This window comes from Salinivibrio sp. KP-1, from assembly GCF_000968645.1.
Taxonomy (GTDB): domain Bacteria; phylum Pseudomonadota; class Gammaproteobacteria; order Enterobacterales; family Vibrionaceae; genus Salinivibrio; species Salinivibrio siamensis.
In genome coordinates this window covers 1-22160 of the sequence record NZ_LAQR01000036.1, presented here as the reverse complement: position 1 = coordinate 22160, position 22160 = coordinate 1, and the positions used below count along the sequence as shown (strand labels likewise).

Sequence of the window (22160 nt, the reverse complement as noted above, 5' to 3'; positions counted from 1 at the left end):
CGTCTATTTTTGATAAAGAACACGATTGCATCGACAAGCGATAACATCCTTGGGTAGCCCTTATGGGTGCAGCAGTGTACCATTGCGACAATCTCATCGACGAGCGGCCATTGTATTGCGCCAGTGACACGACGTCAGTTGCACTGCGCCAGTTGCACTGCGCTAACTAGCGCTCATCACCTCTGTGAATAAGGAAAGGTTATGCGTGTATTTTTTGCCTGTGTGTTGGTGGTATTGCTAGCGGGTTGCTCGAAAGTGACCAAGCAAAACTACGATCAGCTCGAAGTGGGCATGAGTTATGACGTGGTTGTGAGCCACATTGGCGAGCCTAGCCAATGCGACGACACCATGGGCTTAACCCACTGTGTGTGGGGCGGCGATGGTAAGCACATCAAAGTGTCTTTTGTCGCCGACAAAGCCACCGTGCTGTCGGCGCAAGGGCTAAAGTAGCCTCTTAATAGCGCAACGCGTGGTCGGCAAGCAGCACCACAAAGGTCGCGAAGATATGCCATATCGAGAACTTAAAGGTCTGCCACGCGATGCCTTTTTGCGACTGGGTTTTCAGTCGCCAAGCGTAGCCGACAAAGACCAGATTTAAGGTGGTCGCCCCCACCAGATACAGCCAACCACTCATCCCGGTCAGCCAAGGTAAAATGCCCACGATGACCAGCAGTAGGGTGTAAAGCAAGACCATGGTTTGGGTAAACCCTACCCCGTGAGTGACAGGCAGCATCGGCACATCGGCTTTGGCATAGTCATGGCGGCGATGTATTGCTAACGCCCAAAAGTGAGGCGGCGTCCAAGTAAATATGATCATCACCAGCAGTAGCGCATGGGCGTGAAGCTCTCCGGTCACCGCGGTCCAGCCTAACAAAGGCGGCATCGCACCGGCCAAACCGCCAATCACGATATTTTGCGGGGTCGCAGGTTTAAGCCACTGGGTATACACCAAGGCATACCCGACTAGGCTGGCAAACGTTAACCAGGCGGTGAGCGGGTTCAGCCACCAGCAAGCAATAAAACCGCTCACCATCAGCACCACGGCAAAGGCCAACGCGGCACCTTGACTCACTCGCCCCTCAGCAACGGGACGATGGCGGGTGCGCTGCATTTTCGTATCAATTTTCCAATCGATAACGTGATTAAACACCGCCGCCGCACTGGCTTGCGCACCAATGCCAAATAATCCCACCAGCACCGCCGACCAAGGTGGCCAACCTGGGGTTGCCAAACACATGCCCACCAACGCGGTGAGAAGCAACATGGCAACCACACGCGGTTTGGTCAGCTCGTAATAATCACGCCAATTGGCGCCAGCAGGTGTCGAAACACTAGCGGTACGTTGAAACTGTGCCATCACGGGCTCCTTGTCGGGTCGACGGAGAAAGACATAAAAATCGGGTGAGGAGTAATGTGGCCAACAGCGACAATCCACCGAGATTATGCGCCACCGCCACACTCAGCGGCAGTAATGCGACCACATTGGTCACCCCCAGCGTAATTTGAATCGCCAACACACCACTCACCGTCATTGCCAGCGCGCGCCCCCCAGCACGCCACAGCACCCATGCCCAAGCGAGCACGAATACGGTGACCACCATGGCGCCAAGACGGTGGGTGGCATGGATGGTCACCCGCTCGGCATGGTTCAGCACGCCAAACTGATAGGTGTCGCTAAGCGGACTGACAGGATGAAAGGCGGAAGGGGTGAAAAGCTGCCACCAAGGGCTTTCGCAGATAGGTAGCTGGGTGCACACAGTGGCGGCATAGTTGGCGGAGGTCCAACCGCCGAGCCCGATTTGAACAATCACCGCCACCAAAGCTAAAGTGCCCACGCGGCGCGCCGATGACGACATTGCAATCACCGGCAACCGGCATGCGCCTGTCACCGCCGTCAGCCAAACCAGCAAGCATACGGTGGTGAAACCGCCGAGTAAGTGCGCCATCACCACCACCGGCATTAAACTTAAGGTCACCGTCCACATCCCTAGGGCCGCTTGCGCGACGACCACCACACTGAGCAAGGTGGTCAGTGGTCGTAAAGCCTGATAGTCAGGACGTCGCCAGCTGATCCAGGCCAACGCAAAAATCGCCAGCCCGAGGGTGCCGGCCACGTAGCGGTGCAGCATTTCATTCCATGCTTTATTGATATCAATGGGCGCATCTGGGAAACGCGACATGGCGACCGATTGCGCGCTTTCACTGACGGGCACCGCCAAATGGCCATAGCATCCAGGCCAGTCTGGACAGCCAAGCCCCGCTTCAGTGAGGCGGGTAAACGCGCCGAGGCCGACCACCAGCACAGCCAGTATCAGTGTCGATAAAACGGCGAGTTGGTAGCGACGCGTTGCCATAATCAGCCTACCTTTGACAATTTAAGGAGCCGTTTGAGGTCGCGTAACAAGCCTTTGCCTTGCGCGACCCACTTGGTTTTATCATCACTGACCGGATAGGCCAGCACCACATTATTCATCGGATCGCTAAGATAGATGGTATTTTTATCAAACGCTTGCTGCTGCCATGCCCGCGCTTGCTCTGTGGTCAGGGTTTGCCATGTCAGTACCTCCGGCGCTTTCGGGGCGGAGCTCGTCAGTGCCACGCTACTGACCCGATCGCGCTCTTTGCCGACCGCAATCGGAATTTGTGTTAACTGAAACAGCGCTTGCTCGCACACAGAGTCACATTGCTCTGGCACCCGATAAATCAACCGCCACTGGCCTTGCTCAGGTAACCAATTCAAGGTCGCCGGCTCAGTGAGAAACTGTCCGTAATTGGTGACCCCTTTTTCATACCAACTTTGCTCCAACACCAATTTCGCCACCACCACGGGCAGGACAAAGATGCCAATCAAAGCCACGAGCGTCATGCGTCCTTTCACACCGCTTCCCTCTGTTTAGTTTTGTACCACCAGATGCCCGCGCCAATACTGACCGCGAGCGCCATTAACGCCCACTGAAAGGCATAGCCATAATGTTTTACTGGCGGCATCACCACCGGCTGCCACACCGGTGTCACCCCCGCTTGCGCCAAGGCATCTGTGCTCGGCGTGGTCACATCCACCAGTTTTTCTGCCCGTATCAACCACTGCGCCTCCAGCGCGGGCATTTGAGCCTTAAGTGCTTGTAAGTCAATGCGCTGCACCCGAGCGGGCCACTTATGCGATGCCGTTTCTTTCTTGAGCACCACCCGCTTAGATGGTGTATCAATAAAGCCAGACAGCTGATAGCGCGACGCCAACGCGGGTACCGCCGGCAAGGCACGCACAGCAGGCGCGGCCACCCAACCCAATTCCACCAGCCACCATCGCGATGGCTGCTGGTTTGGAATGAAGGGAAGAAAAAGGCGATAGCCTACGCGACCTTGGTGGGTCTGATTATCGAGCCACACGGCAAACTCGGGGCGAAACTGGCCATCGATCGCCAGAAATTGCCCTTTTTGCACCGCGCTTGCGAGTGAACCTGGTGCTTGATTGGCCTCAAACTGTGCCAGATGTTGGGCTTTTTGCTCGCCACGCGTCCATTGCCAATGGCTTAACTTGACGAGCAGCAAGACCACAACCACAGTCAATATCAGAAACCCCATTCGCCGTCCTTGTTTCATGATTACCTATTGCGCTAAGGAGCGCTTATGTTGGTCAAAGTCATTCTGATTTGTTTACTGATTTTTATTCTGTTTAATCTCTTCCGTGCCTTGCCCGTGCTACTAAAAGGCGATAGCGCTGTGCCTTTGTCACGTTATCTCGGTCGGCGTGTGCTGTTTTCCGTGGTTGTCTTCGTGTTATTGCTGATTGCGCTATCCATGGGCTGGATTGCCCCCAACCCGCGCCCTTACTGAGCTACAAGATATACACAAAGACAAACAGGCATAGCCAGACCACATCGACAAAGTGCCAATACCACGCACTGGCTTGAAAGCCAAAGTGATGTTCAGGGCTAAAATGCCCACGCATCACACGCAGCCACACCACCAACAGCATAATGGTACCCAAGGTCACGTGTAGGCCATGAAAGCCGGTTAATAAATAGAAGGTATTGCCATACACCCCGGAGTCGAGACGCAGATTCATTTCTTGATAGGCGTGCACATACTCTTCGCCTTGAAAGAACATAAACAGCGCCCCAAGCAGCACCGTTACCAGTAAAAAGCCTTTCAATCGCTCACGTTGATTTTTTTCAATCGCGGTATGGGCAATATGGAGCGTGACCGATGAGGTGAGTAGGATCAGCGTGTTAAGTAAGGGCAGTCCCATTGCCGGCATCGCAGTGGTTTCAATCCCTCCAGGCGTGAGGGTCAACGGCCACTGGGCGACAAAATCTGGCCACAGCACCGCCGCGGTCATCGCGTTATTGCTCGCACCACCCAGCCAAGGGACGGCGATAAAGCGGGCATAAAAGAGCGCGCCGAAGAAGGCACCAAAAAACATTACCTCAGAGAAAATAAACCAGCTCATTCCTTGGCGAAAAGAACGGTCCATTTGCGCTGAGTAAAGCCCTTGCATGGATTCGCGGATCACGTCGCGAAACCAGCCAGTGAGCATAATCAAAATAAGCACAGTGCCAGCCAGTAACAGCCAAGGACCGTTGCCACCAAATAAACCGCCCACCGTGGCACCTGCACCAGCGGCAATCAAAAACAGCGCCACCGCACCCACGATCGGCCAAATACTCGCGGCAGGGACATAATAACGTTCAGGCGTCGCCATGATCGCCTCCTTATTCCTTGGCGCTGGCAGTCACATCAAACAAGGTGTAAGCCAGCGTTAAGTGGTTAATATCGTCCGGCAACTCAGGATCCACGTAAAAGATCAGCGGTAAAGAGGCATCCTCGCCACGCGGCAATGGCTGACGGTTAAAACAAAAGCATTCAATTTTGTTTAAGTACTGTGCGGCTAAACCCGGCGAGACCGAAGGCACGGCTTGGCCAATGGTGTCATAGCGTGCGTTGTTCGTTGCGAGATAATTAATCGTGTGGGTCTCACCCGGGTGCACTTTCATCTGGTTGACTTGGGGCTCGAACGTCCAGCGCATCCCCGGGTTGATATAGGCGATAAACTCAATGGTCACCAAGCGGTCTTGGTCAATGCCCGCACTGGATGCGGCCGCCTCGTTATCGGTTTTGCCGTTGATCCCTGTCACCTCACAGAACACGTCGTACAAAGGCACTAAGGCAAACGCAAAGCCAAACATGGCCACCGCTAACAACAATAATCGACGAGCGGAGCGGGTTGATTTAGTGGCCATCTCGCACCTCCTTGAGATCAGGCGGTGTCTCAAAGGTGTGATACGGTGCGGGCGATGGCACGGTCCATTCTAGCCCTTCAGCGCCATCCCAAGGCTTGGCAGCCGCTGGGGCGCCACCACGCGCGCACTTAACCACGACGACCAAGAAGATGAGTTGCGATAAACCAAAGGCAAAGCCACCGATGCTGACAATGGCGTTTACGTCAGCAAACTGCAGGGCATAATCGGGGATCCGGCGCGGCATCCCCGCCAGCCCCAGAAAGTGCATGGGGAAGAAAAGCACATTGACCGAAATCACCGAACACCAAAAGTGCCAATTGGCCAAGGTTTCATTAAACATATGGCCCGTCCACTTAGGGAGCCAGTAGTAAGCCGCGGCCATAATCGAGAATACCGCGCCCGAGACCAGTACATAGTGGAAATGTGCGACCACAAAATAGGTGTCGTGATACTGAAAATCGACTGGGGTGATCGCCAGCATCAAGCCAGAAAACCCGCCGATGGTGAACAAGACAATAAAGGCAATCGCAAACAACATGGGCACTTCAAAGGTCAAGGATCCCCGCCACATGGTGGCGACCCAGTTAAAGACCTTCACCCCAGTGGGCACAGAGATCAGCATGGTACAGAACATGAAAAATAATTCGGCAAACACCGGCATCCCGGTGGTGAACATATGGTGCGCCCATACTAAAAAGCTTAACCCCGCAATCGAGGCGGTGGCATACACCATCGAGCTATAGCCGAACAGGCGCTTGCGCGAGAACGCAGGGACGATTGCCGAGATAATGCCAAAGCTTGGCAAAATCATGATGTAGACCTCGGGGTGACCAAAGAACCAGAAAATATGCTGGAACAAAACCGGGTCGCCGCCCCCCGCGGCATCAAAAAAGCTGGTGCCAAAGTATTTATCGGTAAGCACCATGGTGGCGGCCCCTGCCAACACCGGCATCACCGCAATCAACAAAAAGGCCGTGATCAGCCAAGTCCAAACAAACAGCGGCATTTTCATGTAGGTCATGCCCGGCGCGCGCATATTGGTGATGGTGACAATCACATTGATAGCGCCCATGATCGAGCTTATCCCCATAATATGCAGGGCAAACACAAACAGGCCGGTACTGTCTGGGCTATAAGTGGTCGACAGCGGTGCGTAAAACGTCCAGCCAAAGTTAGGGCCGCCACCTTCCATAAACAACGAGCCAATAAGCAGTAAGAACGCGAACGGCAGGATCCAAAAGCTCCAGTTATTCATCCGTGGCAGCGCCATGTCCGGCGCCCCTATCATCATTGGCACCATCCAGTTAGCCAAACCGGTAAACGCAGGCATCACCGCGCCAAACACCATGATCAGCCCATGTACTGTGGTCATTTGGTTGAAAAAGTTAGGCTCAACCAGTTGCAGGCCGGGCTGGAAAAGCTCAGCGCGGATCACCATCGCCATCGCCCCACCCAGTAAAAACATGGTGAAGCTAAAAATCAGATACATGGAGCCAATATCTTTGTGGTTGGTGGTCAACACCCAACGCATGATCCCACGCGGTTTATGGTGATGATCGTCATGCAAGGTATCTGGGGTAGTATCTGTCATCACGCGCTCCTAAAGATCTTCACCTGACTTCACCGCGTTGATTTGCGCAGCTTGTACGGTATCACCGGTGTCATTGCCCCACGCATTGCGCTCGTAGGTCACCACCGCCGCCAATTCTTTGAGCGACAGTTGCGGACCAAACGCTTGCATGGCGGTGCCTGCCTTGCCGTTGACGACGATATCGATATGGTCGACCAATCTATCCGGCTGAATGGCAATCTCAGCGCCGGCCAACGCGGGGAACACGCCCGGCATCCCTTGTCCTTCGCTTTGGTGACACATGCCACAGCGGCTGTCATACACCTGTTTGCCTAGCGCCATCAGCTCATCCATCGGCATTTCCATGTCCAGCAAGCGTTGCTCTTCTTCGCGCGCTTTCTGCTGCGCTAGGGCCGTTTTTTGCACCCAAGCATCAAATTCCTCTTGAGGCTTGGCGATCACCACAATCGGCATAAAGCCGTGGTCTTTACCGCACAGCTCTGCACATTGGCCGCGATAAATGCCGGGCTTATCAATTTTGGTCCACGCCTCATTGATAAAGCCGGGGTTAGCATCTTTTTTCACCGCAAAGGCAGGCACCCACCACGAATGAATCACATCTTGCGAAGTAATCAAAAAGCGCACCTTACGCCCAACTGGCAACACCAGTGGCTGATCGACCTCGAGCAAATAGGTGTCCCGCTTTTGTCTCTCATTGCGGATTTGTTCAGGACTTGAGGCAAGCAGTGAAAAGAAGGCAACGTCATGGTCAAAATAGCGGTAATGCCACTTCCATTGTGATCCCGTTACCTGCACTGTGAGGTCCGGCTCAGTGGTGTCTTCCATATCGAGTAGCACTTGGGTGGCCGGAATCGCCATACCCACCAAAATTAAAAACGGCACGAGCGTCCACGCAATTTCTACCTTGGTACTTTCATGAAATGAGGCAGGCTTCGCGCCTTTGGATTTACGGTGACGGATGATGGCCCAAAACATCACCCCAAACACCAGTACGCCAATCGCGACACAGATGTAGAAAATGGTCATATGCAGGTCATACACCTGCTGGCTGATGGCCGTCACCCCTTGGGTGAGATTCCAGCCTTCGCGCTCTGTGGCTACTGCACCGCCACTGAACATTGTTAAACTCAGCGCTAGGATTCGTCTTTGGTGCCTCAGCACGGCTCCCTCCTGCCTCACGGCATCAATGCAAAGCCTTACTGCTTGTCGCCACATATCAACGTCGCACGCTGTTATAGCGGTCAGAGTAGCGATATCAGCAAGCCGTCGTTAAGGAAAAACCTCGATACAGCTGGTCACAACCATTAACGTTTTATTTACATTCAATTTAGGAGAGGTTTGCCCAAAGGACAAAAAAACAGAGGGAAAAAGATTGTGATGCCAAGCACATACTGATGCTCAACACAGTAAGCAGGGGGCCGCCATGGCATCAGATTTCGATATGTAGCACCACCGGCGTAAAGCGGAGGCGATAGCGAGGCATCGCGGCCAGTGCACGCTGCCATAGACGCCACCGTGGGCACGGCTTATCGAGCGGAGATTTTTCTTCCACGCGACACGCCCAAGGTAACGCATTAATAATCGCCATTCTGGGGTCGGTGAACCCATGTTGATAGTGCTCACAGCCGAGTTTTTGACCCATTCGGGTATGACATTTATCTCCCGCTAAGACCAAGCAAGCCTCAAGTTGAGGGAAATAACGGCTAATGTGGTGGCAAAAGGCAGAAATTTCTTGGTTAGTGCACTCTAACAAGGCTTGATCGCAAATCAGCATGGTGGGATGACCTGCCGGCACCGCCAACTGCGCCAGCCAATCAAGCTGCTTGACCGAGCCTTGCACCATGCGAAAACGCTCACTGGTATGAAACAAGCGCTCTCGCCAGAGCAGGGTTTCGTCTACGTCCACTTCCAACCAGCGACAGCGACCGTTATCTAGTCGATAAAAACGGGTATCGAGTCCGCCACCCACGTTAATAATCCACGCAGTGGGATGCTGGGCTAAGAATTGTTTTACAATCGCGTCACATTGACTGGTAAGCGTGGCATAAAGCAGCTGGGTTTGATCTAGGTTGTGCCAATCGCATTCAGGCTGCAACACGCACCCCTGGCAGGCAGCCGCCGCCATGGGATCATAGATCACGCCGTCGTCAGTCAGGCTCTCACGACTGCGCAGCCACATTGGCTTAAATAGCTTACTGGGAACAGAATGCTGTTGTGTACGCACGGACACCTCCACACACGATAATCACTGATGATAATAATTATCGTTTAACTGAGCAAGAATGCAAAGGTGTTTTTTTAACCGCGTTCCAATGGCGGACGCTATCGCCCGCCACGGTCAAGATCACATCCAGTCGGTATTGCGGATCACCCCCACAGCAACGCCTTCAATCGTCAGCGATTGTGCGGTCAAATCCACCGAAATTGGCATAAATTCATCGTTTTCAGCATGAAGTACCACTTGTGCGCCTTTCTTCTCAAGCCGTTTAACCGTCACATCATCATCGACACGGGCAACCACCACTTGGCCGTTATGCACATCTTGCGTTTTGTGGACGGCGAGCAAATCACCGTCGAGAATACCAATGTCTTTCATGCTCATGCCATTGACACGAAGTAGGAAGTCAGCATTGGGCTTGAACAGAGCAGGATCGACCTGATAGTGGCTTTCGACGTGCTCTTGCGCCAGCATCGGCTCACCGGCAGCAACACGCCCAATTAAGGGCAGCCCTTGCTCTTCCGGCGTCACCACCTCTTCTTCACTGATCAAACGAATACCACGTGATGCACCTGGAATGATTTCCAACACACCTTTACGGGCCAAGGCTTTTAAATGCTCCTCTGCGGCATTCGCCGAACGAAAACCCAATTGACGGGCGATTTCGGCACGGGTCGGGGGCATTCCTGTTTCTTCAATGTGGGCTTTAATCAAATCGAAGATTTGTTGCTGTCTCGCGGTTAACGGCTTCATGCTCTTACCTGTCTTTTTATACAGTTAACTGTGAGTATATCCAGTAAAATGCAGCTTGAAAAGCACTAATTAACGCCACGAGAAGCCGATCTCATTATCGCGAATATCGTCGATTACGCGCAGGCTAATGGCAAATCTCGACCTTTGTTTGCAAGTTCGCGGCACTTTTCTGCTATCCTTGGCGCGCATTTTGAATTTGAGGCACTGACAATCATGGCTCTCTGGCAAAAGATTTATTACAAGCTATTGAATTTGCCGCTTTCTGCCTGGGTAAACACCCAATGTATTCCCTCTGAACCGGTCGAACAGCTTAATCTGTCACTCGCACGCCCTATTGTGTATGTGTTGCCGTTTCAGTCTCACACCGATTTATTAACCTTACGGCGCACCTGCTTACGCCAGGGGTTGCCCGATCCGTTAACGCCCTTGACCATTGGCGATGTCACTTTGCCGCGCTACGTGTTTATTAGCCACGGACGCAAGGTATTTTCTGGGGATGACGATCTGCCTGCGCGCTCGCTCGCGCATTTTAAAGACTTACTTCACTTACACCGCCAAGATAGCGAGTTAGATATCCAGCTCGTCCCAGCTTCCGTGCTATGGCAGCGCGATCCGGGCAATGAGACCCAGCGTCACCAAGCGATTCTGCGGGCGATGAATGGACCAGAAAAGCTGTGGACCATCCTCACCCGTGGCCGCGATGGCATGGTGCGACTTAGCCAAGCGGTATCGCTACGCTACATGGCCGATAAGCACGGCACCGACCAGGCTATCGCCCATAAACTGGCGCGCGTGGCGATGATCCATTTCTCACGCCAAAAGCTCGCCGCTTCAGGACCACGCTTGCCCAACCGTGGCTTACTGTTTAAGCGGCTGCTTGCGTCGAAAGCCATCGACAAGGTGGTGCACGATGAAGCGCAAACGCGCGATGTGTCAGTAGACAAAGTGCGCAAAGAAGCGGTCGATATGATGGAGGAGATCGCCGCCAACTTTTCCTATCGCTTGATCCGTTACAGTGACCGCATTCTTACTTGGCTGTGGAACAAGCTCTATCAAGGCATTCATGTCAACAACGCCGAGCGTGTGCGTCAACTCGCGCAAGATGGCCACGAGATTGTCTACGTGCCCTGCCATCGCTCGCACATGGATTACCTGCTACTTTCATACGTGTTATACAAAGAGGGCTTGGTGCCACCGCATATCGCCGCCGGTGTGAACCTCAACTTCTTCCCGGCCGGCCCCTTATTCCGCCGTGGTGGTGCCTTCTTTATTCGCCGCAGCTTTAAAGGCAATCGCCTGTATTCCACCGTATTCCGTGAGTATCTCGCAGAACTGTTTGCCCGTGGTTACTCGGTCGAGTACTTTGCCGAAGGCGGCCGTTCTCGTACAGGCCGCCTACTGCCAGCGAAAACCGGGATGCTCGCCATGACCCTACAGGCGATGCTTCGCGGCCAACAACGCCCTATCACCTTGGTGCCTGTCTATATCGGCTATGAGCACGTGATGGAGGTCAACACTTACGCCAAAGAGCTCCAAGGCCAGCGCAAAGAGAAAGAAAGCGTCGGCCAAGTATTAGGGATCGTGCGTAAGCTGCGTAACTACGGCTTGGGTTACGTGAACTTTGGTGAACCCATTGCGCTCAACCAACACCTTAATGAGCAGGTGCCTGACTGGCACGATTACATTAACCCGATGGAGCCGCAAAAACCGGCGTGGATGAATCCGGTCGTCAGTGATTTGGCGACCAAGGTAATGACCCATATCAACGATGCCGCCGCGACCAATGCTCTCAACTTGTGCGCCACCGCGTTGCTGGCCTCACGTCAGCGTGCCTTAAGCCGTGAAGCGCTCGAGGCCCAGTTAGGGGTGTATCAAGCCCTGCTGACACAGGCTCCCTACTCGGCGAGCAGCAGTGTGCCTCAAGATTCACCGGCGGATCTGGTCGATCACGCGTTATCACTCAACAAATTGGTGGTCGAAAAAGACACCATGGGTGAAGTCATTTCTCTGGATCGCCAGCAAGCGATCTTGATGACCTACTATCGCAACAATGTCATTCATCTGGTGGCGCTGCCGTCGCTGATCGCGCAAATATTGGTGACCCACAAATCGATTAGCCGATCCGGCTTGCGCGCCTGCGTGCAGCAATTGTACCCCTTGCTTAAAGCGGAACTCTTTATGAGCTTTGACCAAGCCGGCCTTGAAAGCTACTTCGAAGCCTTACTGCACGCAATGCACGACCAGTCGCTGCTGTGCTGTGACGATGGCAAAGTGACCATGAATAATGCCAAGCTCGGTGAGCTGCAATTACTCGGCCGCACCATTGCCGAAACGCTACAGCGCTACGCGATTACGCTTACCTTATTCAGCCACCAGCCGCATATTGATAAGCGTGATTTGGAAAAACACAGCCAGATGCTGGCGCAGCGACTCAGCCGTTTGCATGGGATCAACGCCCCTGAGTTCTTTGACAAGCGAGTGTTCTCCATTTTTGTCGACACCTTGCGCGAGCAAGGCTATTTGGACGATGATGCCAAGGCCAATGCAGAGCGTATCGCCGCGCTCAACGATCTGGTATGTGAGTTGATTTCCCCCGAGGTGCAATTGACCATTCAAGCAGTGCTTAATCAGCCATTAGGCACGAATAAGGCGGACAAACGCTAAGCGAAACGGCCCACTCATACAGCCCTCCTGACAAAAAAAAGGCGCTTCACCACGAAGCGCCTTCTCTTTCTTTATCCAAACTCGGCTACCCGTATACACCCAACAATACACCAATAAAAATCACTAGGCCGACATAGTTATTGTTCAAAAAGGCTTTAAAGCACGCCATCCGCTCGCGCTCTCTGGCGAGGTATTGCTGATAGACAAACAATGCAAAGGCGGCCAATAAGCTCCACTGATAGGCTGGCGACAGCGCTAACCACTGCCCGGCGAGCATCAGCAGCCCGAGGGTTAATAATTGTAAGCCACCCACCGTCGCTTTATCCCAGCGGCCAAATAGAATCGCCGTCGATTTGATACCAATTTTCACGTCATCGTCTCTGTCGACCATGGCATACAAGGTGTCGTAAGCGATGGTCCAACAAATATTGGCGAAAAACAGCAACCAAACCACTGGTGGCAGCGCATTTTGCGCCGCCGCAAACGCCATGGGGATCGCCCAGCTAAACGCCAGCCCTAATACTAACTGAGGCAGATGGGTGTAGCGCTTCATAAAAGGATAAATAAACGCCAGCGCGACGCCGACAAAAGAAAGCTGAATGGTCAAACGATTTTGGGTGAGCACCAGCAAAAACGCACCGAATACCAACATAATAAAAAAGCCGAGCGCTTCTTTTTCGCTGATCCGTCCGGCCGGTAAGGGCCTATCTTTGGTGCGCTTAACATGGCCATCGAAATGGCGATCCGCATAGTCGTTAATGACACACCCGGCGGCACGCATCATATATACCCCGAGGACAAAGACCACCAGGGTTAACAGTGACGGCATGCCATCGGCAGCGAGAAACAAGGCCCATAAGGTTGGCCATAACAGCAATAGCGTGCCTATGGGCCGGTCTAGACGGGCCAGCTGTCCGAAGGCGGCCAGTTTTGCGCTCATGCAGGGATCTCCTTTCCATACACAGGTGAGCTAGGCAGAAATAATTCCGCCACTAGCATGGGGCGATTGTGGAGCCAAAGCCGAGAGCGACGCGCATGCAACTGATGAGACAAGCACGCCACATTAGCAGTTTCAATCGCATCTCGCCGTGAGGCGCGCTGCTTAAAGACATGTTGGCCTAATGGCTCTGTTCCCAAGGCATGCAAGTGTCCCCCTTGTCCTTCTAAGGTGGAGGCCGGCATCAAAGTACGCGCGCACAACCAAGGAAGTCCATCGCCTTTTAATACCACTTCACGCACCACACAAGCCTCTTGGCCAATCAGCGCAACTTCGCTGTCAGTCAGTTTGTCTGGGGTTAATTGATAAACGGCAATCACATCCACGTCAAAGTCATGACAGTGCTGCTTCAACCTTGCTGTCATCGAATGTGATTCGAGTAACCAACTGCCTTCTGCGGTGCGCTTTAGCGCCGCAATATCTGGTCGCTCCCAGCGTGCCGTTTGCAGCGCTTCTAAATAGGTATGATTTAATTCCGACATTGTTTCCTGTGCCACATCGCGCAAAATTCGCCTGTCCTTACCGCTAAGGGGGGGACAATGTTGCTATACTCGGCTGGTAATTGTATCAGGCTGGTTGCGTTTGGAGAATGCGCTCAGCCTATCCCTGTCACACCATGAACGGAATAACTGGGTCACTATGAGTAAAAAACAACCCCTATTAATGGTCGTACTGAGCGTGTTGTTCTGGCTTAGTGCCGCCGTCCATGCACAAGAAGAGGGTGAGGGTAACCCCAAATACAGTTACTTTTCCTTAGAGCCTGAGATTACCACCAACTATGTCACCGAAGGTCGTCGATTAGGTTTTATCAAGGTGAAAGTCGAGTTGATGGTCGATAACCCCAAACTCGTCAGTGAGCTGGAGTATCACTCTCCCCTGATCCGCGATGTGATTATTGAAACCCTAAACCAGCAAACCGCCACCCAGATAAAGTCGTTGTCTGGCCGAGAAACGATTCGCAAAACCTGTTTAGAGAAAGTCAACGAGCACCTACTCGCCGAAACCAATCGCCGCATGCTCACCGACCTGTTATTCACAAAATACTTATATCAATAATCACTCAGCCGTGACGTTAGCGACGGGCTCAGGGTGGCTAATCACCTCAAGGTGGCTTCCCTGTGCGCTCAGCATGTCACGGATCTGAGCTGGTGGCGTTGCGTCAGTAAAGACCATATCCAGCTGGGTGATATTGCCCAAATTCACCATGGCATTGCGGCCAAACTTGGTATGGTCTGCTGCCAGCATCACACAACGACTGTTATCAAGAATGGCTTTTTTGACGCGCACTTCATGGTAGTCAAAGTCGAGTAATGAGCCATCATCATCAATACCACTGATGCCAAGAATGCCAAAGTCGAGCCGAAACTGAGAGACAAAGTCGAGCGTTGCCTCACCGACAATCCCCCCATCGCGATTCCGTACCTCGCCGCCCGCAATAATCACCGTAAAGTCCTGCTTTGGCATTAAGATCGCGGCCGCATTCAAGTTGTTGGTCACCACGCGCAGGTTATGATGGTCTAGTAGCGCACGTGCCACCGCTTCAGGTGTGGTACCAATATCGATAAACAAGGTCGCCCCATCAGGAATATGTTTGACCAAGGCCTGTGCGATGGTGTCTTTTTCTTGCTGCTGAAGCACCTTACGGGTCGCATACGCGGTATTTTCTGAGCTGGACGGCACCGTCGCGCCACCATGATGACGACGAATGTGGTTCTCTGCCGCCAATTCATTGAGATCGCGTCGAATCGTTTGCGGGCTGACATTGAAGCGCTCAACCAAGTCTTCCGTGCTCACGTATCCTTGTGACTTAACCAGATCAATGATTTGCTGATGACGTTTGTTTTGCTTCACTGCTTCTCCCCTTACAAAAAAAGCCCCCGCGATCACGAGGGCTTCCTAGTTTACGCATAGCCACTAGGCGATGCCAAGACAGATCACTTAGACAGCGTGCACAGCTGTGTCACGACGCACACGATGCTCCCCGACCCATGCCAAACACAGGAAGAAGATAGCCAACCCACACCCGCCGGTGAGCAGCATAAAGCCACCATCCCAACCAAAGTGGTCGACGGTATAGCCAAGCGCGATGTTCGCGACAACCGCGCCACCCAGATAGCCGAATAAACCGGTCAGGCCGGCCGCGGTGCCCGCCGCTTTTTTCGGTGCCAGCTCCAATGCATACAGGCCAATCAGCATCACCGGGCCGTAAATCAAGAAACCAATCGCCACCAACGCTACCATATCGATGCCCGGGTTGCCGGCTGGGTTAAACCAGTACACCAACACTGCCACGGTCACCAGCACCATAAACAACACACCGGCAGGTGCTCGCGCCCCTTTGAAGAATTTATCAGACATCCAGCCACATAATAAGGTGCCTGGGATCCCCGCCCATTCATAGAGGAAGTAGGCCCAAGAGGATTTATCCACGGTAAAGCCTTTCGCTTCATCAAGATAAACCGGTGCCCAATCGAGTACGCCATAGCGAATCAAATAGACAAAGGCATTGGCAATCGCGATATACCACAGCAAACGGTTCTTCATCACGTAGGTGACGAAGATATCTTTGGCGGTCATCTCTTTTTCAAACGCTTCCTCGTCATAGTTCTCTGGATAATCGTCTTTATACTCCTCAATCGGTGGCAAGCCACACGATTGTGGGGTGTCACGTAGCGTTAACCAGATAAACACCGCGACCAATGCGGCAAAAAATGCAGGTACATAAAAAGACGCACGCCAGTCATCATTAAACAGCCACAAGCCGAGCAAGAATAGCGGCCCAATTAAGCCACCCCCGACGTTATGCGCCACGTTCCAAACCGACACCAGCTCACCACGCTCTTTCCGTGACCACCAGTGCACCATGGTGCGCCCACAGGCAGGCCAGCCCATACCTTGTACCCAACCATTGATAAACAGCAGGATAAACATGATGGTAATGCTGCTGGTTGTCCAAGGAAGGAAACCAAAGCTGAACATCACCAACGATGACATTAACAGCCCAGCACTTAGGAAATAACGTGGGTTTGAGCGGTCAGAGACACTGCCCATTAAGAATTTTGATAAGCCGTAAGCGATGGACACAGCGGCGAGCGCTACCCCCAAATCACCACGACTAAAGCCATATTCATCAATCAAATACGGCATGGCCAAGCTAAAGTTTTTACGCACGAGATAGTAGCCGGCATAGCCGATAAAAATCCCGATAAACAGTTGCCAGCGCAGTCGAGTGTAGGTGTCACCGATCTGCGCTTGGGGCAATCTTTGCCGGTGAGCAGCCGGACGGAAGATTCCAAACATGAGAGGGTCCTCAGTAAGATGTACGCGATGGATTTATAAAAGGATAAAAATCAAAGAAGTGAGCAATAAATTTTCGTATCCGCTCAACGGGTAGAATAATTACTCAAATTGAAAACAAAAACCGTGAAAGCGAACATAAAAACATAGATCTGACGCAATAAAATTGCGCTTACGAACAAAAAAAGAGCAGTTACCTGCTCTTTTTTCTTTACGCGATAGAGATAATGCGATGTAGACAGAAGTACCGATCCGCTAAGAATGGCGTTTCGCGTCCCACAGAGCGAGCAAACAGCCAATGATCAGACCAAATAAGTGCGCCATATTGGCGATGTTCATGCCCATCGGCTGGAAAAAGCCAATCACCAACCACGCCAGCATAAAGACAACATATGGCTTTTCGACCGTGAGGCCACGCGATGGCGCCAGCCAAGTCATCCACCATAAATAGCCTAACAGCGCGTAAACCACGCCCGAGAGACCACCAAAGTAAGGCCCTTCCAACCAATACTGACCGAGTCCCGAGAAAAGCGCGGCAAATAAAAAGATTTGAACCAGCTTACTGCTACTGCCGAGGCGCTCGATGCGACCACCAAGCACCCACCACCAGAGTAAGTTGAAGATAATATGCAAAGCGGAAAAATGCAGGAGCGCATGGCTGAATAGACGCCACAGCTGCCAGCGCTGACCACTATCAGCCGGAAACAGTAAGCTGCGTACGACAACCTCAAACCCGCCCAGCGTCATCAACGCAAACAACACCACACTGGCGCACATCACCGCCAAGGTCACTGGACCAGACTTATCTTTGACCGTTTGCCATAACCCTGAGGAGGGGTAGTGAAAACGGGCATGGCGGGTTTCTGCCACCTGCCAAGACGCCGCTTGATAACGGCTATGCATGGGGTCAGCGATAAACCGCTCCAGCTCGCTATCCACCCAGGCTTTATCGTTGTCGTTCACCAACCAAATCGCCACCTGCGTTTCCGGCTCAGGGGCGAGTTCAAGAGTGACGTGATGCGCTGCCGCATAATCGACAAATGCCTGAGCCAAGCGCGCATTTGGCAGTACCGCGATTTTTTGCATGAGCTGTCCTATTGAGGCTCCTATTTAAGATCGATACCCGACGCGGTGGGAAGGGCTTGACGTTGCCAGGCTTCAAACCCGCCATCGACACTATATACCGCATCGAAGCCTTGATTGATCAAGTACTGCGCCGCGCCTTGGCTGCTGATCCCGTGATAACACATCACCAGCACCGGCTGATCAAAGTCAACCTGATCCATAAACGCCACCAAGGTATCGTTCGTTAGGTGATACGCATCTTGAGGGTGCGCAACCTGAAACGTTTGTGGATCGCGAATATCCACTAATACTGCATTTTGCTGATCATCACGCAGCATTTCCCACGCATCGGTCACAGAGATGTGTGCAAACTGATCCATACCTTTTACCCCTTCACTCACAAAGTTATTCCCAGCTGACGTCACACGAGGATAACGTGCTCCTCGAAACAAGTCCGCATTGTACCTGAGTTTGATCTCACACGTCTGCTTCCCCCGCCAACAGTGTTCGTTTTTTAGTCGACTGTGGAAAAAGGTGTGGATTGCGTTGATAAGCGATGATCGTTATACCGGATCCACTATATGTAGTAAGGATCCAGGATAAGCTGTGAATAACCTCTTCAACACTTTTCTTTTTCCCTGGCAACAGGCATAAAAAAACCGGCCTCATGGCCGGTTCAGCTTTGATCGAAGACGATCTTACAGCGCATCACCCATTGCTTGTTTAAGCTTTTTCATCGCGTTCTTCTCTAGCTGACGGATCCGCTCCGCCGACACTTGATAATGATCCGCGAGATCTTGCAGCGTGGCTTTGTTGTCGTCTAACCAACGAGAACGGACAATATGTTGGCTGCGCTCATCCAATGCGGATAGTGCACTGGCCAATCGGCGGTTTGCGTGCGACTCCCAGTTTTCCGCCTCTAGCGACGCGGCAATATCTGAGGTTTTGTCCTCCAGATAATAGACAGGGGCCATTGGACCGCTTTCGCGCTCATCGTCGGCATTCGCCGGCGCTTCAAAGGTCGCATCCTGTGCGGCCAACCGAGCTTCCATTTCGCGCACCTCAGACGCTTCCACGCCGAGTTGCTCTGCGACCATATTCACTTCGTCGTTATTAAACCAACCCAAGCGCTTTTTGTTTTTACGCAAGTTAAAGAAAAGCTTACGCTGCGCTTTGGTGGTTGCCACTTTAACGATACGCCAGTTACGCAATACGTACTCGTGAATTTCAGCTTTGATCCAATGGACAGCAAAGGACACGAGGCGCACGCCAACTTCTGGGTTGAAGCGCTTCACCGCCTTCATCAAACCAATGTTGCCTTCTTGTACCAAGTCTGCCATCGGGAGACCGTATCCGGTGTATCCACGGGCGATATGAACAACAAAACGCAAGTGAGATAGGATCAGCGACTTCGCCGCCTCCAAATCACCATGATAATGGAGACGCTCGGCCAGCGAATGCTCCTCTTCAGCGCTGAGCATAGGGTGGCTGTTTACCGCTTGCAGATAACCGTCGATGTTATCTTGAACAATCGGTGCCAATGCGTTCATCTCTTTTGTCATTCAAACCTCGTTTCCGAATCGTCGAAGACCGAATTGCTGATTAAGCATGCAAAAATATACCCAAGCAGGGGCAAACTGCAAGCCTTTATCTGTCTGTTGTGAGTCTATGACCGTATTAACCCTACACAGGTTCAATTTCTTTTAAATGTCGGCGCGTCGCCAGCAACGCCGCCAACACTCCTAGTAGGATTGAGCCCATTAACAATAGCAAAGATTCATCCCAATTGAGTCCGCTAAGGGTAAAGGGACTGTCATAAAGCTGTGCAAATTGCCGCACCGCCCCATCCATCAACCAGGTGTTTAATCCGGTGAGTAACCACGCGACGATCGCCGCCAGTCCGCCCAACCATGCGCCCATATAAAGATAAGGCCGTAAGATAAAACGGTCGGTGGCTCCTACCATTTTCATCACTTGGATCCGTGCACGATGATGGAGTACCTGCAACCGCAAGGTATTCCCCACAAGTAGCACGACAGCTGCCAACATCAACCCGGAAAAAAGCCAAGCAAGTGTAATGGCCAGTGTTTTGATCGCGTCCAAACGTGCCAGCCAATCAGTATCTAACCGCACTTCCTCGACTTCAGCCAGTGCCGAAAGCTTGTCGGACAAGGCTTCCACACGCGCGGTCAAAGAGATGGCGCCTTCTCCATCTGCGGGGGTCACGTCAGGCACCACCACCAACACAGCAGGCAGTGGATTATTATCTAACAAGCTCACCGCTTGATTAAAGCCTCGCTGCTGTTTTAGCGACGCCATACCTTGGTCGGGCGAGATGTATTCAATGCTATCAATGGCGGGCCACTCCCTCAGCTGCTTAGCCAGTGCTTCACCTTGCTGCGACGATTGATCCGGCGTTAAGAACACATTGAGCTCTGCTGGGCTATGCCACTGCGCGCTCACTGCTACCACATTCTTGGCCAATAAGTAGAAGGTCGCGGGTAAGGAAAGTGCAACCGCTAACACCATCAAGGTGAGTAGATTCCCCATCGGGCGTTGAAACAGATCCCGCCAAGCAGTGGAGGCATGACGCTTTTGCGTCTGCATAAAAGATTCAGCCATGACTGACCTCCGCCAAACTGCCTTGCTGGAGATCAAACCGCCTAAGGTGGCGGTACTGCTCAAGCAAGCTGGTGTCATGGGTCGCCATAAGAATGGTCACGCCCACTTGGTTGAACAGGCGAAACAGCTCCATAATCTGCGCTGACAAAGCGGCATCGAGATTCCCCGTTGGCTCGTCCGCCAACAGGACTTGCGGGCGATTGACCACCGCCCGGGCAATCCCAACGCGCTGCTGTTCGCCCCCTGATAGCTGAATCGGGAAACAACGCGCTTTATCCAACAACCCCACTTTATCTAACGCCGCAGACACGCGTTTTTTGATTTCACCCTCTGGCTGCTGCTCAATTCGCAGCGGTAACGCCACATTCTCGTAGACAGTCGCGTCCATCAGCAGGTTATGATCCTGAAAAATAATCCCTAAATGGCGCCGTAGAAACGGAATGTCTTGGCGCGGAATGCGGGAAATATCATGGCCATTGAAGTAAATCTGCCCATCACTGGGACGTTCAATGGCGCAGATCAGTTTCAGCAGCGTACTTTTCCCAGCGCCAGAATGGCCGGTTAACAACGCCATATCCCCTTTGGGAAGCTCAAAGCTGACTTTTTGTAGCGCCTGACGACCGCCCCGATAGGCTTTACTTACCTGCTGAAACTGAATCACGGTTATTCCTCCCGGCTAAAGAGCGCCTCGATAAAGTCGTTGGCGTTAAAGGTGCGTAAATCTTCAATGCCTTCACCGACACCAATATAGCGAATCGGAATATTAAATTGTTCTGCCACAGCAAAAATCACTCCGCCTTTGGCAGTGCCGTCTAATTTTGTCAGCGTAATCCCCGTTATCGGTGCAATTTCATTGAACAATTTCGCTTGGCTGATGGCGTTTTGTCCGGTACCGGCATCCAGGGTCAGCATCACTTCATGTGGGGCACCCACATCCAGCTTTTGCATCACGCGCACAATCTTGCGCAGCTCTTCCATCAAGTTGGCTTTGTTCTGCAAGCGCCCGGCGGTATCCGCAATCACCACATCGACGTTACGCGCTTTGGCCGCTTCAATCGCGTCATACAGCACAGAAGCACTGTCTGCACCCGTGTGTTGCGCGACCACGGGCACCTGATTGCGTTCGCCCCAAGCTTGCAGCTGTTCCACCGCGGCCGCACGGAAGGTATCACCGGCAGCCAGCATCACAGATTTACCTTGATCTTGGAACTGGCGTGCTAGTTTGCCGATGGTGGTCGTCTTGCCCACTCCATTGACCCCGACCATTAAGATCACGTAAGGCTTTTGGTCAGTCAGCACCAACGGTTGCTCGACCTTTTCCAACATCTGCGCCATTTCTTGTTTAAGAATGCCATACAAGGCTTCGCCATCTTTTAGCTCGCGGCGACTGGCTTTATCGGTCAGGTTATCGATGATTTTAGTGGTCGCTTCCATCCCCACATCGGAGATAAGCAGCTGCTCTTCGAGCTCCTCGAATAAGTCATCATCGATTTTCTTACCGCTAAACAGGCCAAAAAATCCAGAACCTAAGTTGGTTTTGGTTTTTTGCAGGCCACGCTTTAGGCGGGCAAAAAAGCCTTCACGTTGCGGTCTTTCACGCTCGCGAACCGCAGCAGATTGTGGCTCTGGCTCTGGCTCTGGCTCTGGCTCTGGCTCTGGCTCTGGCTCTGGCTCTGGCTCTGGCTCTGGCTCTGGCTCTGGCTCTGGCTCTGG

At 52.6% G+C, this 22160-nt stretch carries 24 protein-coding genes; 4 read left to right on the top strand and 20 right to left on the bottom strand.

Annotated elements, in window-relative coordinates; genetic code table 11:
- Positions 1-201: 201 nt before the first annotated feature.
- Positions 202-450 carry a lipoprotein gene (locus WN56_RS08820; RefSeq protein WP_046074648.1) on the top strand — a complete coding sequence of 83 codons (249 nt, stop codon included), beginning with the start codon at positions 202-204 and terminating at the stop codon, positions 448-450.
- 4 nt (positions 451-454) lie between these two features.
- On the opposite strand, the gene cyoE is transcribed toward WN56_RS08820, so the two are convergent.
- The 4 genes from cyoE to WN56_RS08800 are packed head-to-tail and all read right to left on the bottom strand — an operon-like array spanning position 455 to position 3582.
- Positions 455-1357, bottom strand: a complete 903-nt coding sequence (cyoE, locus tag WN56_RS08815; protein ID WP_046074647.1) for a heme o synthase — start codon at positions 1355-1357, stop codon at positions 455-457.
- Positions 1332-2354 carry a heme A synthase gene (locus WN56_RS08810; RefSeq protein ID WP_046074646.1) on the bottom strand — a complete coding sequence of 341 codons (1023 nt, stop codon included), beginning with the start codon at positions 2352-2354 and terminating at the stop codon, positions 1332-1334. Before WN56_RS08810 ends, cyoE begins: the two co-directional genes overlap by 26 nt.
- 2 nt (positions 2355-2356) lie before the next feature.
- Positions 2357-2878 (bottom strand): hypothetical protein, encoded by a 522-nt coding sequence (locus WN56_RS08805; protein WP_046074645.1) that lies wholly within the window; start codon positions 2876-2878, stop codon positions 2357-2359.
- Entirely contained in the window at positions 2875-3582 is a 708-nt protein-coding gene (locus tag WN56_RS08800) for an SURF1 family protein (protein ID WP_052708054.1), read from the bottom strand. The genes WN56_RS08805 and WN56_RS08800 overlap by 4 nt, the downstream gene beginning before the upstream one ends.
- A gap of 45 nt (positions 3583-3627) precedes the next feature.
- On the opposite strand from WN56_RS08800, the gene WN56_RS08795 reads away from it, so the two are divergent.
- Entirely contained in the window at positions 3628-3834 is a 207-nt protein-coding gene (locus WN56_RS08795) for a DUF2909 family protein (protein ID WP_046074644.1), read from the top strand.
- 1 nt (position 3835) lies between these two features.
- Here WN56_RS08795 and WN56_RS08790 read toward each other — a convergent pair whose 3' ends face one another.
- The 6 genes from WN56_RS08790 to lexA form a co-directional block, all read right to left on the bottom strand.
- Positions 3836-4702, bottom strand: a complete 867-nt coding sequence (locus WN56_RS08790; protein WP_046074643.1) for a cytochrome c oxidase subunit 3 — start codon at positions 4700-4702, stop codon at positions 3836-3838.
- A gap of 10 nt (positions 4703-4712) precedes the next feature.
- Positions 4713-5240: a cytochrome c oxidase assembly protein gene (locus WN56_RS08785; RefSeq protein WP_046074642.1), complete on the bottom strand. Its 528-nt coding sequence runs from the start codon at positions 5238-5240 to the stop codon at positions 4713-4715.
- Entirely contained in the window at positions 5230-6831 is a 1602-nt protein-coding gene (ctaD, locus tag WN56_RS08780) for a cytochrome c oxidase subunit I (RefSeq protein WP_046074641.1), read from the bottom strand. The genes WN56_RS08785 and ctaD overlap by 11 nt, the downstream gene beginning before the upstream one ends.
- 9 nt (positions 6832-6840) lie before the next feature.
- On the bottom strand, positions 6841-7950 hold the full coding sequence (gene coxB / locus WN56_RS08775) for a cytochrome c oxidase subunit II (protein ID WP_046074640.1): 1110 nt from the start codon (positions 7948-7950) through the stop codon (positions 6841-6843).
- A 310-nt stretch (positions 7951-8260) separates the two neighbouring features.
- Positions 8261-9055: a class I SAM-dependent methyltransferase gene (locus WN56_RS08770; RefSeq protein ID WP_327294138.1), complete on the bottom strand. Its 795-nt coding sequence runs from the start codon at positions 9053-9055 to the stop codon at positions 8261-8263.
- Positions 9056-9175: 120 nt separating this feature from the next.
- A complete protein-coding gene (gene lexA / locus WN56_RS08765) occupies positions 9176-9802 on the bottom strand; it encodes a transcriptional repressor LexA (protein WP_046074639.1) in 627 nt (208 codons plus the stop codon).
- A 213-nt stretch (positions 9803-10015) separates the two neighbouring features.
- Here lexA and plsB point away from each other — a divergent pair, with 213 nt between their 5' ends.
- Positions 10016-12466, top strand: coding sequence for a glycerol-3-phosphate 1-O-acyltransferase PlsB (gene plsB, locus WN56_RS08760; protein WP_046074638.1), 2451 nt, complete (start codon positions 10016-10018; stop codon positions 12464-12466).
- 85 nt (positions 12467-12551) lie between these two features.
- Here the strand turns inward: plsB and ubiA are convergent, their stop codons facing one another.
- Positions 12552-13406, bottom strand: coding sequence for a 4-hydroxybenzoate octaprenyltransferase (ubiA, locus tag WN56_RS08755; RefSeq protein ID WP_046074637.1), 855 nt, complete (start codon positions 13404-13406; stop codon positions 12552-12554).
- Positions 13403-13945 (bottom strand): chorismate lyase, encoded by a 543-nt coding sequence (locus WN56_RS08750; protein ID WP_046074636.1) that lies wholly within the window; start codon positions 13943-13945, stop codon positions 13403-13405. The genes ubiA and WN56_RS08750 overlap by 4 nt, the downstream gene beginning before the upstream one ends.
- 157 nt (positions 13946-14102) lie before the next feature.
- On the opposite strand from WN56_RS08750, the gene WN56_RS08745 reads away from it, so the two are divergent.
- Positions 14103-14519 (top strand): flagellar basal body-associated protein FliL, encoded by a 417-nt coding sequence (locus tag WN56_RS08745; protein ID WP_046074635.1) that lies wholly within the window; start codon positions 14103-14105, stop codon positions 14517-14519.
- Here the strand turns inward: WN56_RS08745 and WN56_RS08740 are convergent, their stop codons facing one another.
- The 8 genes from WN56_RS08740 to ftsY form a co-directional block, all read right to left on the bottom strand.
- The gene (locus WN56_RS08740; protein WP_046074811.1) at positions 14520-15314 is read right to left on the bottom strand and encodes a DeoR/GlpR family transcriptional regulator; all 795 of its coding nucleotides are present in this window, start codon (positions 15312-15314) and stop codon (positions 14520-14522) included.
- An 87-nt stretch (positions 15315-15401) separates the two neighbouring features.
- Positions 15402-16763, bottom strand: a complete 1362-nt coding sequence (gene glpT, locus WN56_RS08735) for a glycerol-3-phosphate transporter (RefSeq protein WP_046074634.1) — start codon at positions 16761-16763, stop codon at positions 15402-15404.
- Positions 16764-17015: 252 nt separating this feature from the next.
- Positions 17016-17846, bottom strand: a complete 831-nt coding sequence (gene glpG / locus WN56_RS08730) for a rhomboid family intramembrane serine protease GlpG (RefSeq protein ID WP_046074633.1) — start codon at positions 17844-17846, stop codon at positions 17016-17018.
- Between the two features lie 20 nt (positions 17847-17866).
- Positions 17867-18205, bottom strand: coding sequence for a thiosulfate sulfurtransferase GlpE (gene glpE, locus WN56_RS08725; RefSeq protein ID WP_046074632.1), 339 nt, complete (start codon positions 18203-18205; stop codon positions 17867-17869).
- 318 nt (positions 18206-18523) lie between these two features.
- On the bottom strand, positions 18524-19375 hold the full coding sequence (gene rpoH, locus WN56_RS08720) for an RNA polymerase sigma factor RpoH (RefSeq protein ID WP_369795704.1): 852 nt from the start codon (positions 19373-19375) through the stop codon (positions 18524-18526).
- A 133-nt stretch (positions 19376-19508) separates the two neighbouring features.
- Positions 19509-20447 carry a permease-like cell division protein FtsX gene (gene ftsX / locus WN56_RS08715; protein WP_046074630.1) on the bottom strand — a complete coding sequence of 313 codons (939 nt, stop codon included), beginning with the start codon at positions 20445-20447 and terminating at the stop codon, positions 19509-19511.
- Positions 20440-21108 carry a cell division ATP-binding protein FtsE gene (ftsE, locus tag WN56_RS08710; protein WP_046074629.1) on the bottom strand — a complete coding sequence of 223 codons (669 nt, stop codon included), beginning with the start codon at positions 21106-21108 and terminating at the stop codon, positions 20440-20442. The genes ftsX and ftsE overlap by 8 nt, the downstream gene beginning before the upstream one ends.
- Before the next feature lie 2 nt (positions 21109-21110).
- Positions 21111-22160, bottom strand: a 1050-nt coding sequence (gene ftsY / locus WN56_RS08705) for a signal recognition particle-docking protein FtsY (RefSeq protein WP_046074628.1), incomplete at its 5' end; no start/stop codon positions are given.

Bases quoted from the DNA above. Each gene is read 5' to 3' on its own strand.
- WN56_RS08745 (WP_046074635.1), top strand. From the start codon at position 14,103: ATGAGTAAAAAACAACCCCTATTAATGGTCGTACTGAGCGTGTTGTTC.
- ctaD (WP_046074641.1), bottom strand. From the start codon at position 6,831: ATGACAGATACTACCCCAGATACCTTGCATGACGATCATCACCATAAA.
- glpT (WP_046074634.1), bottom strand. From the start codon at position 16,763: ATGTTTGGAATCTTCCGTCCGGCTGCTCACCGGCAAAGATTGCCCCAA.
- lexA (WP_046074639.1), bottom strand. From the start codon at position 9,802: ATGAAGCCGTTAACCGCGAGACAGCAACAAATCTTCGATTTGATTAAA.
- WN56_RS08750 (WP_046074636.1), bottom strand. From the start codon at position 13,945: ATGTCGGAATTAAATCATACCTATTTAGAAGCGCTGCAAACGGCACGC.
- rpoH (WP_369795704.1), bottom strand. From the start codon at position 19,375: ATGAACGCATTGGCACCGATTGTTCAAGATAACATCGACGGTTATCTG.
- WN56_RS08790 (WP_046074643.1), bottom strand. From the start codon at position 4,702: ATGGCGACGCCTGAACGTTATTATGTCCCTGCCGCGAGTATTTGGCCG.
- cyoE (WP_046074647.1), bottom strand. From the start codon at position 1,357: ATGGCACAGTTTCAACGTACCGCTAGTGTTTCGACACCTGCTGGCGCC.
- ftsX (WP_046074630.1), bottom strand. From the start codon at position 20,447: ATGGCTGAATCTTTTATGCAGACGCAAAAGCGTCATGCCTCCACTGCT.
- WN56_RS08820 (WP_046074648.1), top strand. From the start codon at position 202: ATGCGTGTATTTTTTGCCTGTGTGTTGGTGGTATTGCTAGCGGGTTGC.
- WN56_RS08795 (WP_046074644.1), top strand. From the start codon at position 3,628: ATGTTGGTCAAAGTCATTCTGATTTGTTTACTGATTTTTATTCTGTTT.
- glpE (WP_046074632.1), bottom strand. From the start codon at position 18,205: ATGGATCAGTTTGCACACATCTCTGTGACCGATGCGTGGGAAATGCTG.
- WN56_RS08785 (WP_046074642.1), bottom strand. From the start codon at position 5,240: ATGGCCACTAAATCAACCCGCTCCGCTCGTCGATTATTGTTGTTAGCG.
- ubiA (WP_046074637.1), bottom strand. From the start codon at position 13,406: ATGAGCGCAAAACTGGCCGCCTTCGGACAGCTGGCCCGTCTAGACCGG.
- coxB (WP_046074640.1), bottom strand. From the start codon at position 7,950: ATGTTCAGTGGCGGTGCAGTAGCCACAGAGCGCGAAGGCTGGAATCTC.
- WN56_RS08800 (WP_052708054.1), bottom strand. From the start codon at position 3,582: ATGGGGTTTCTGATATTGACTGTGGTTGTGGTCTTGCTGCTCGTCAAG.
- plsB (WP_046074638.1), top strand. From the start codon at position 10,016: ATGGCTCTCTGGCAAAAGATTTATTACAAGCTATTGAATTTGCCGCTT.
- glpG (WP_046074633.1), bottom strand. From the start codon at position 17,846: ATGCAAAAAATCGCGGTACTGCCAAATGCGCGCTTGGCTCAGGCATTT.
- WN56_RS08810 (WP_046074646.1), bottom strand. From the start codon at position 2,354: ATGGCAACGCGTCGCTACCAACTCGCCGTTTTATCGACACTGATACTG.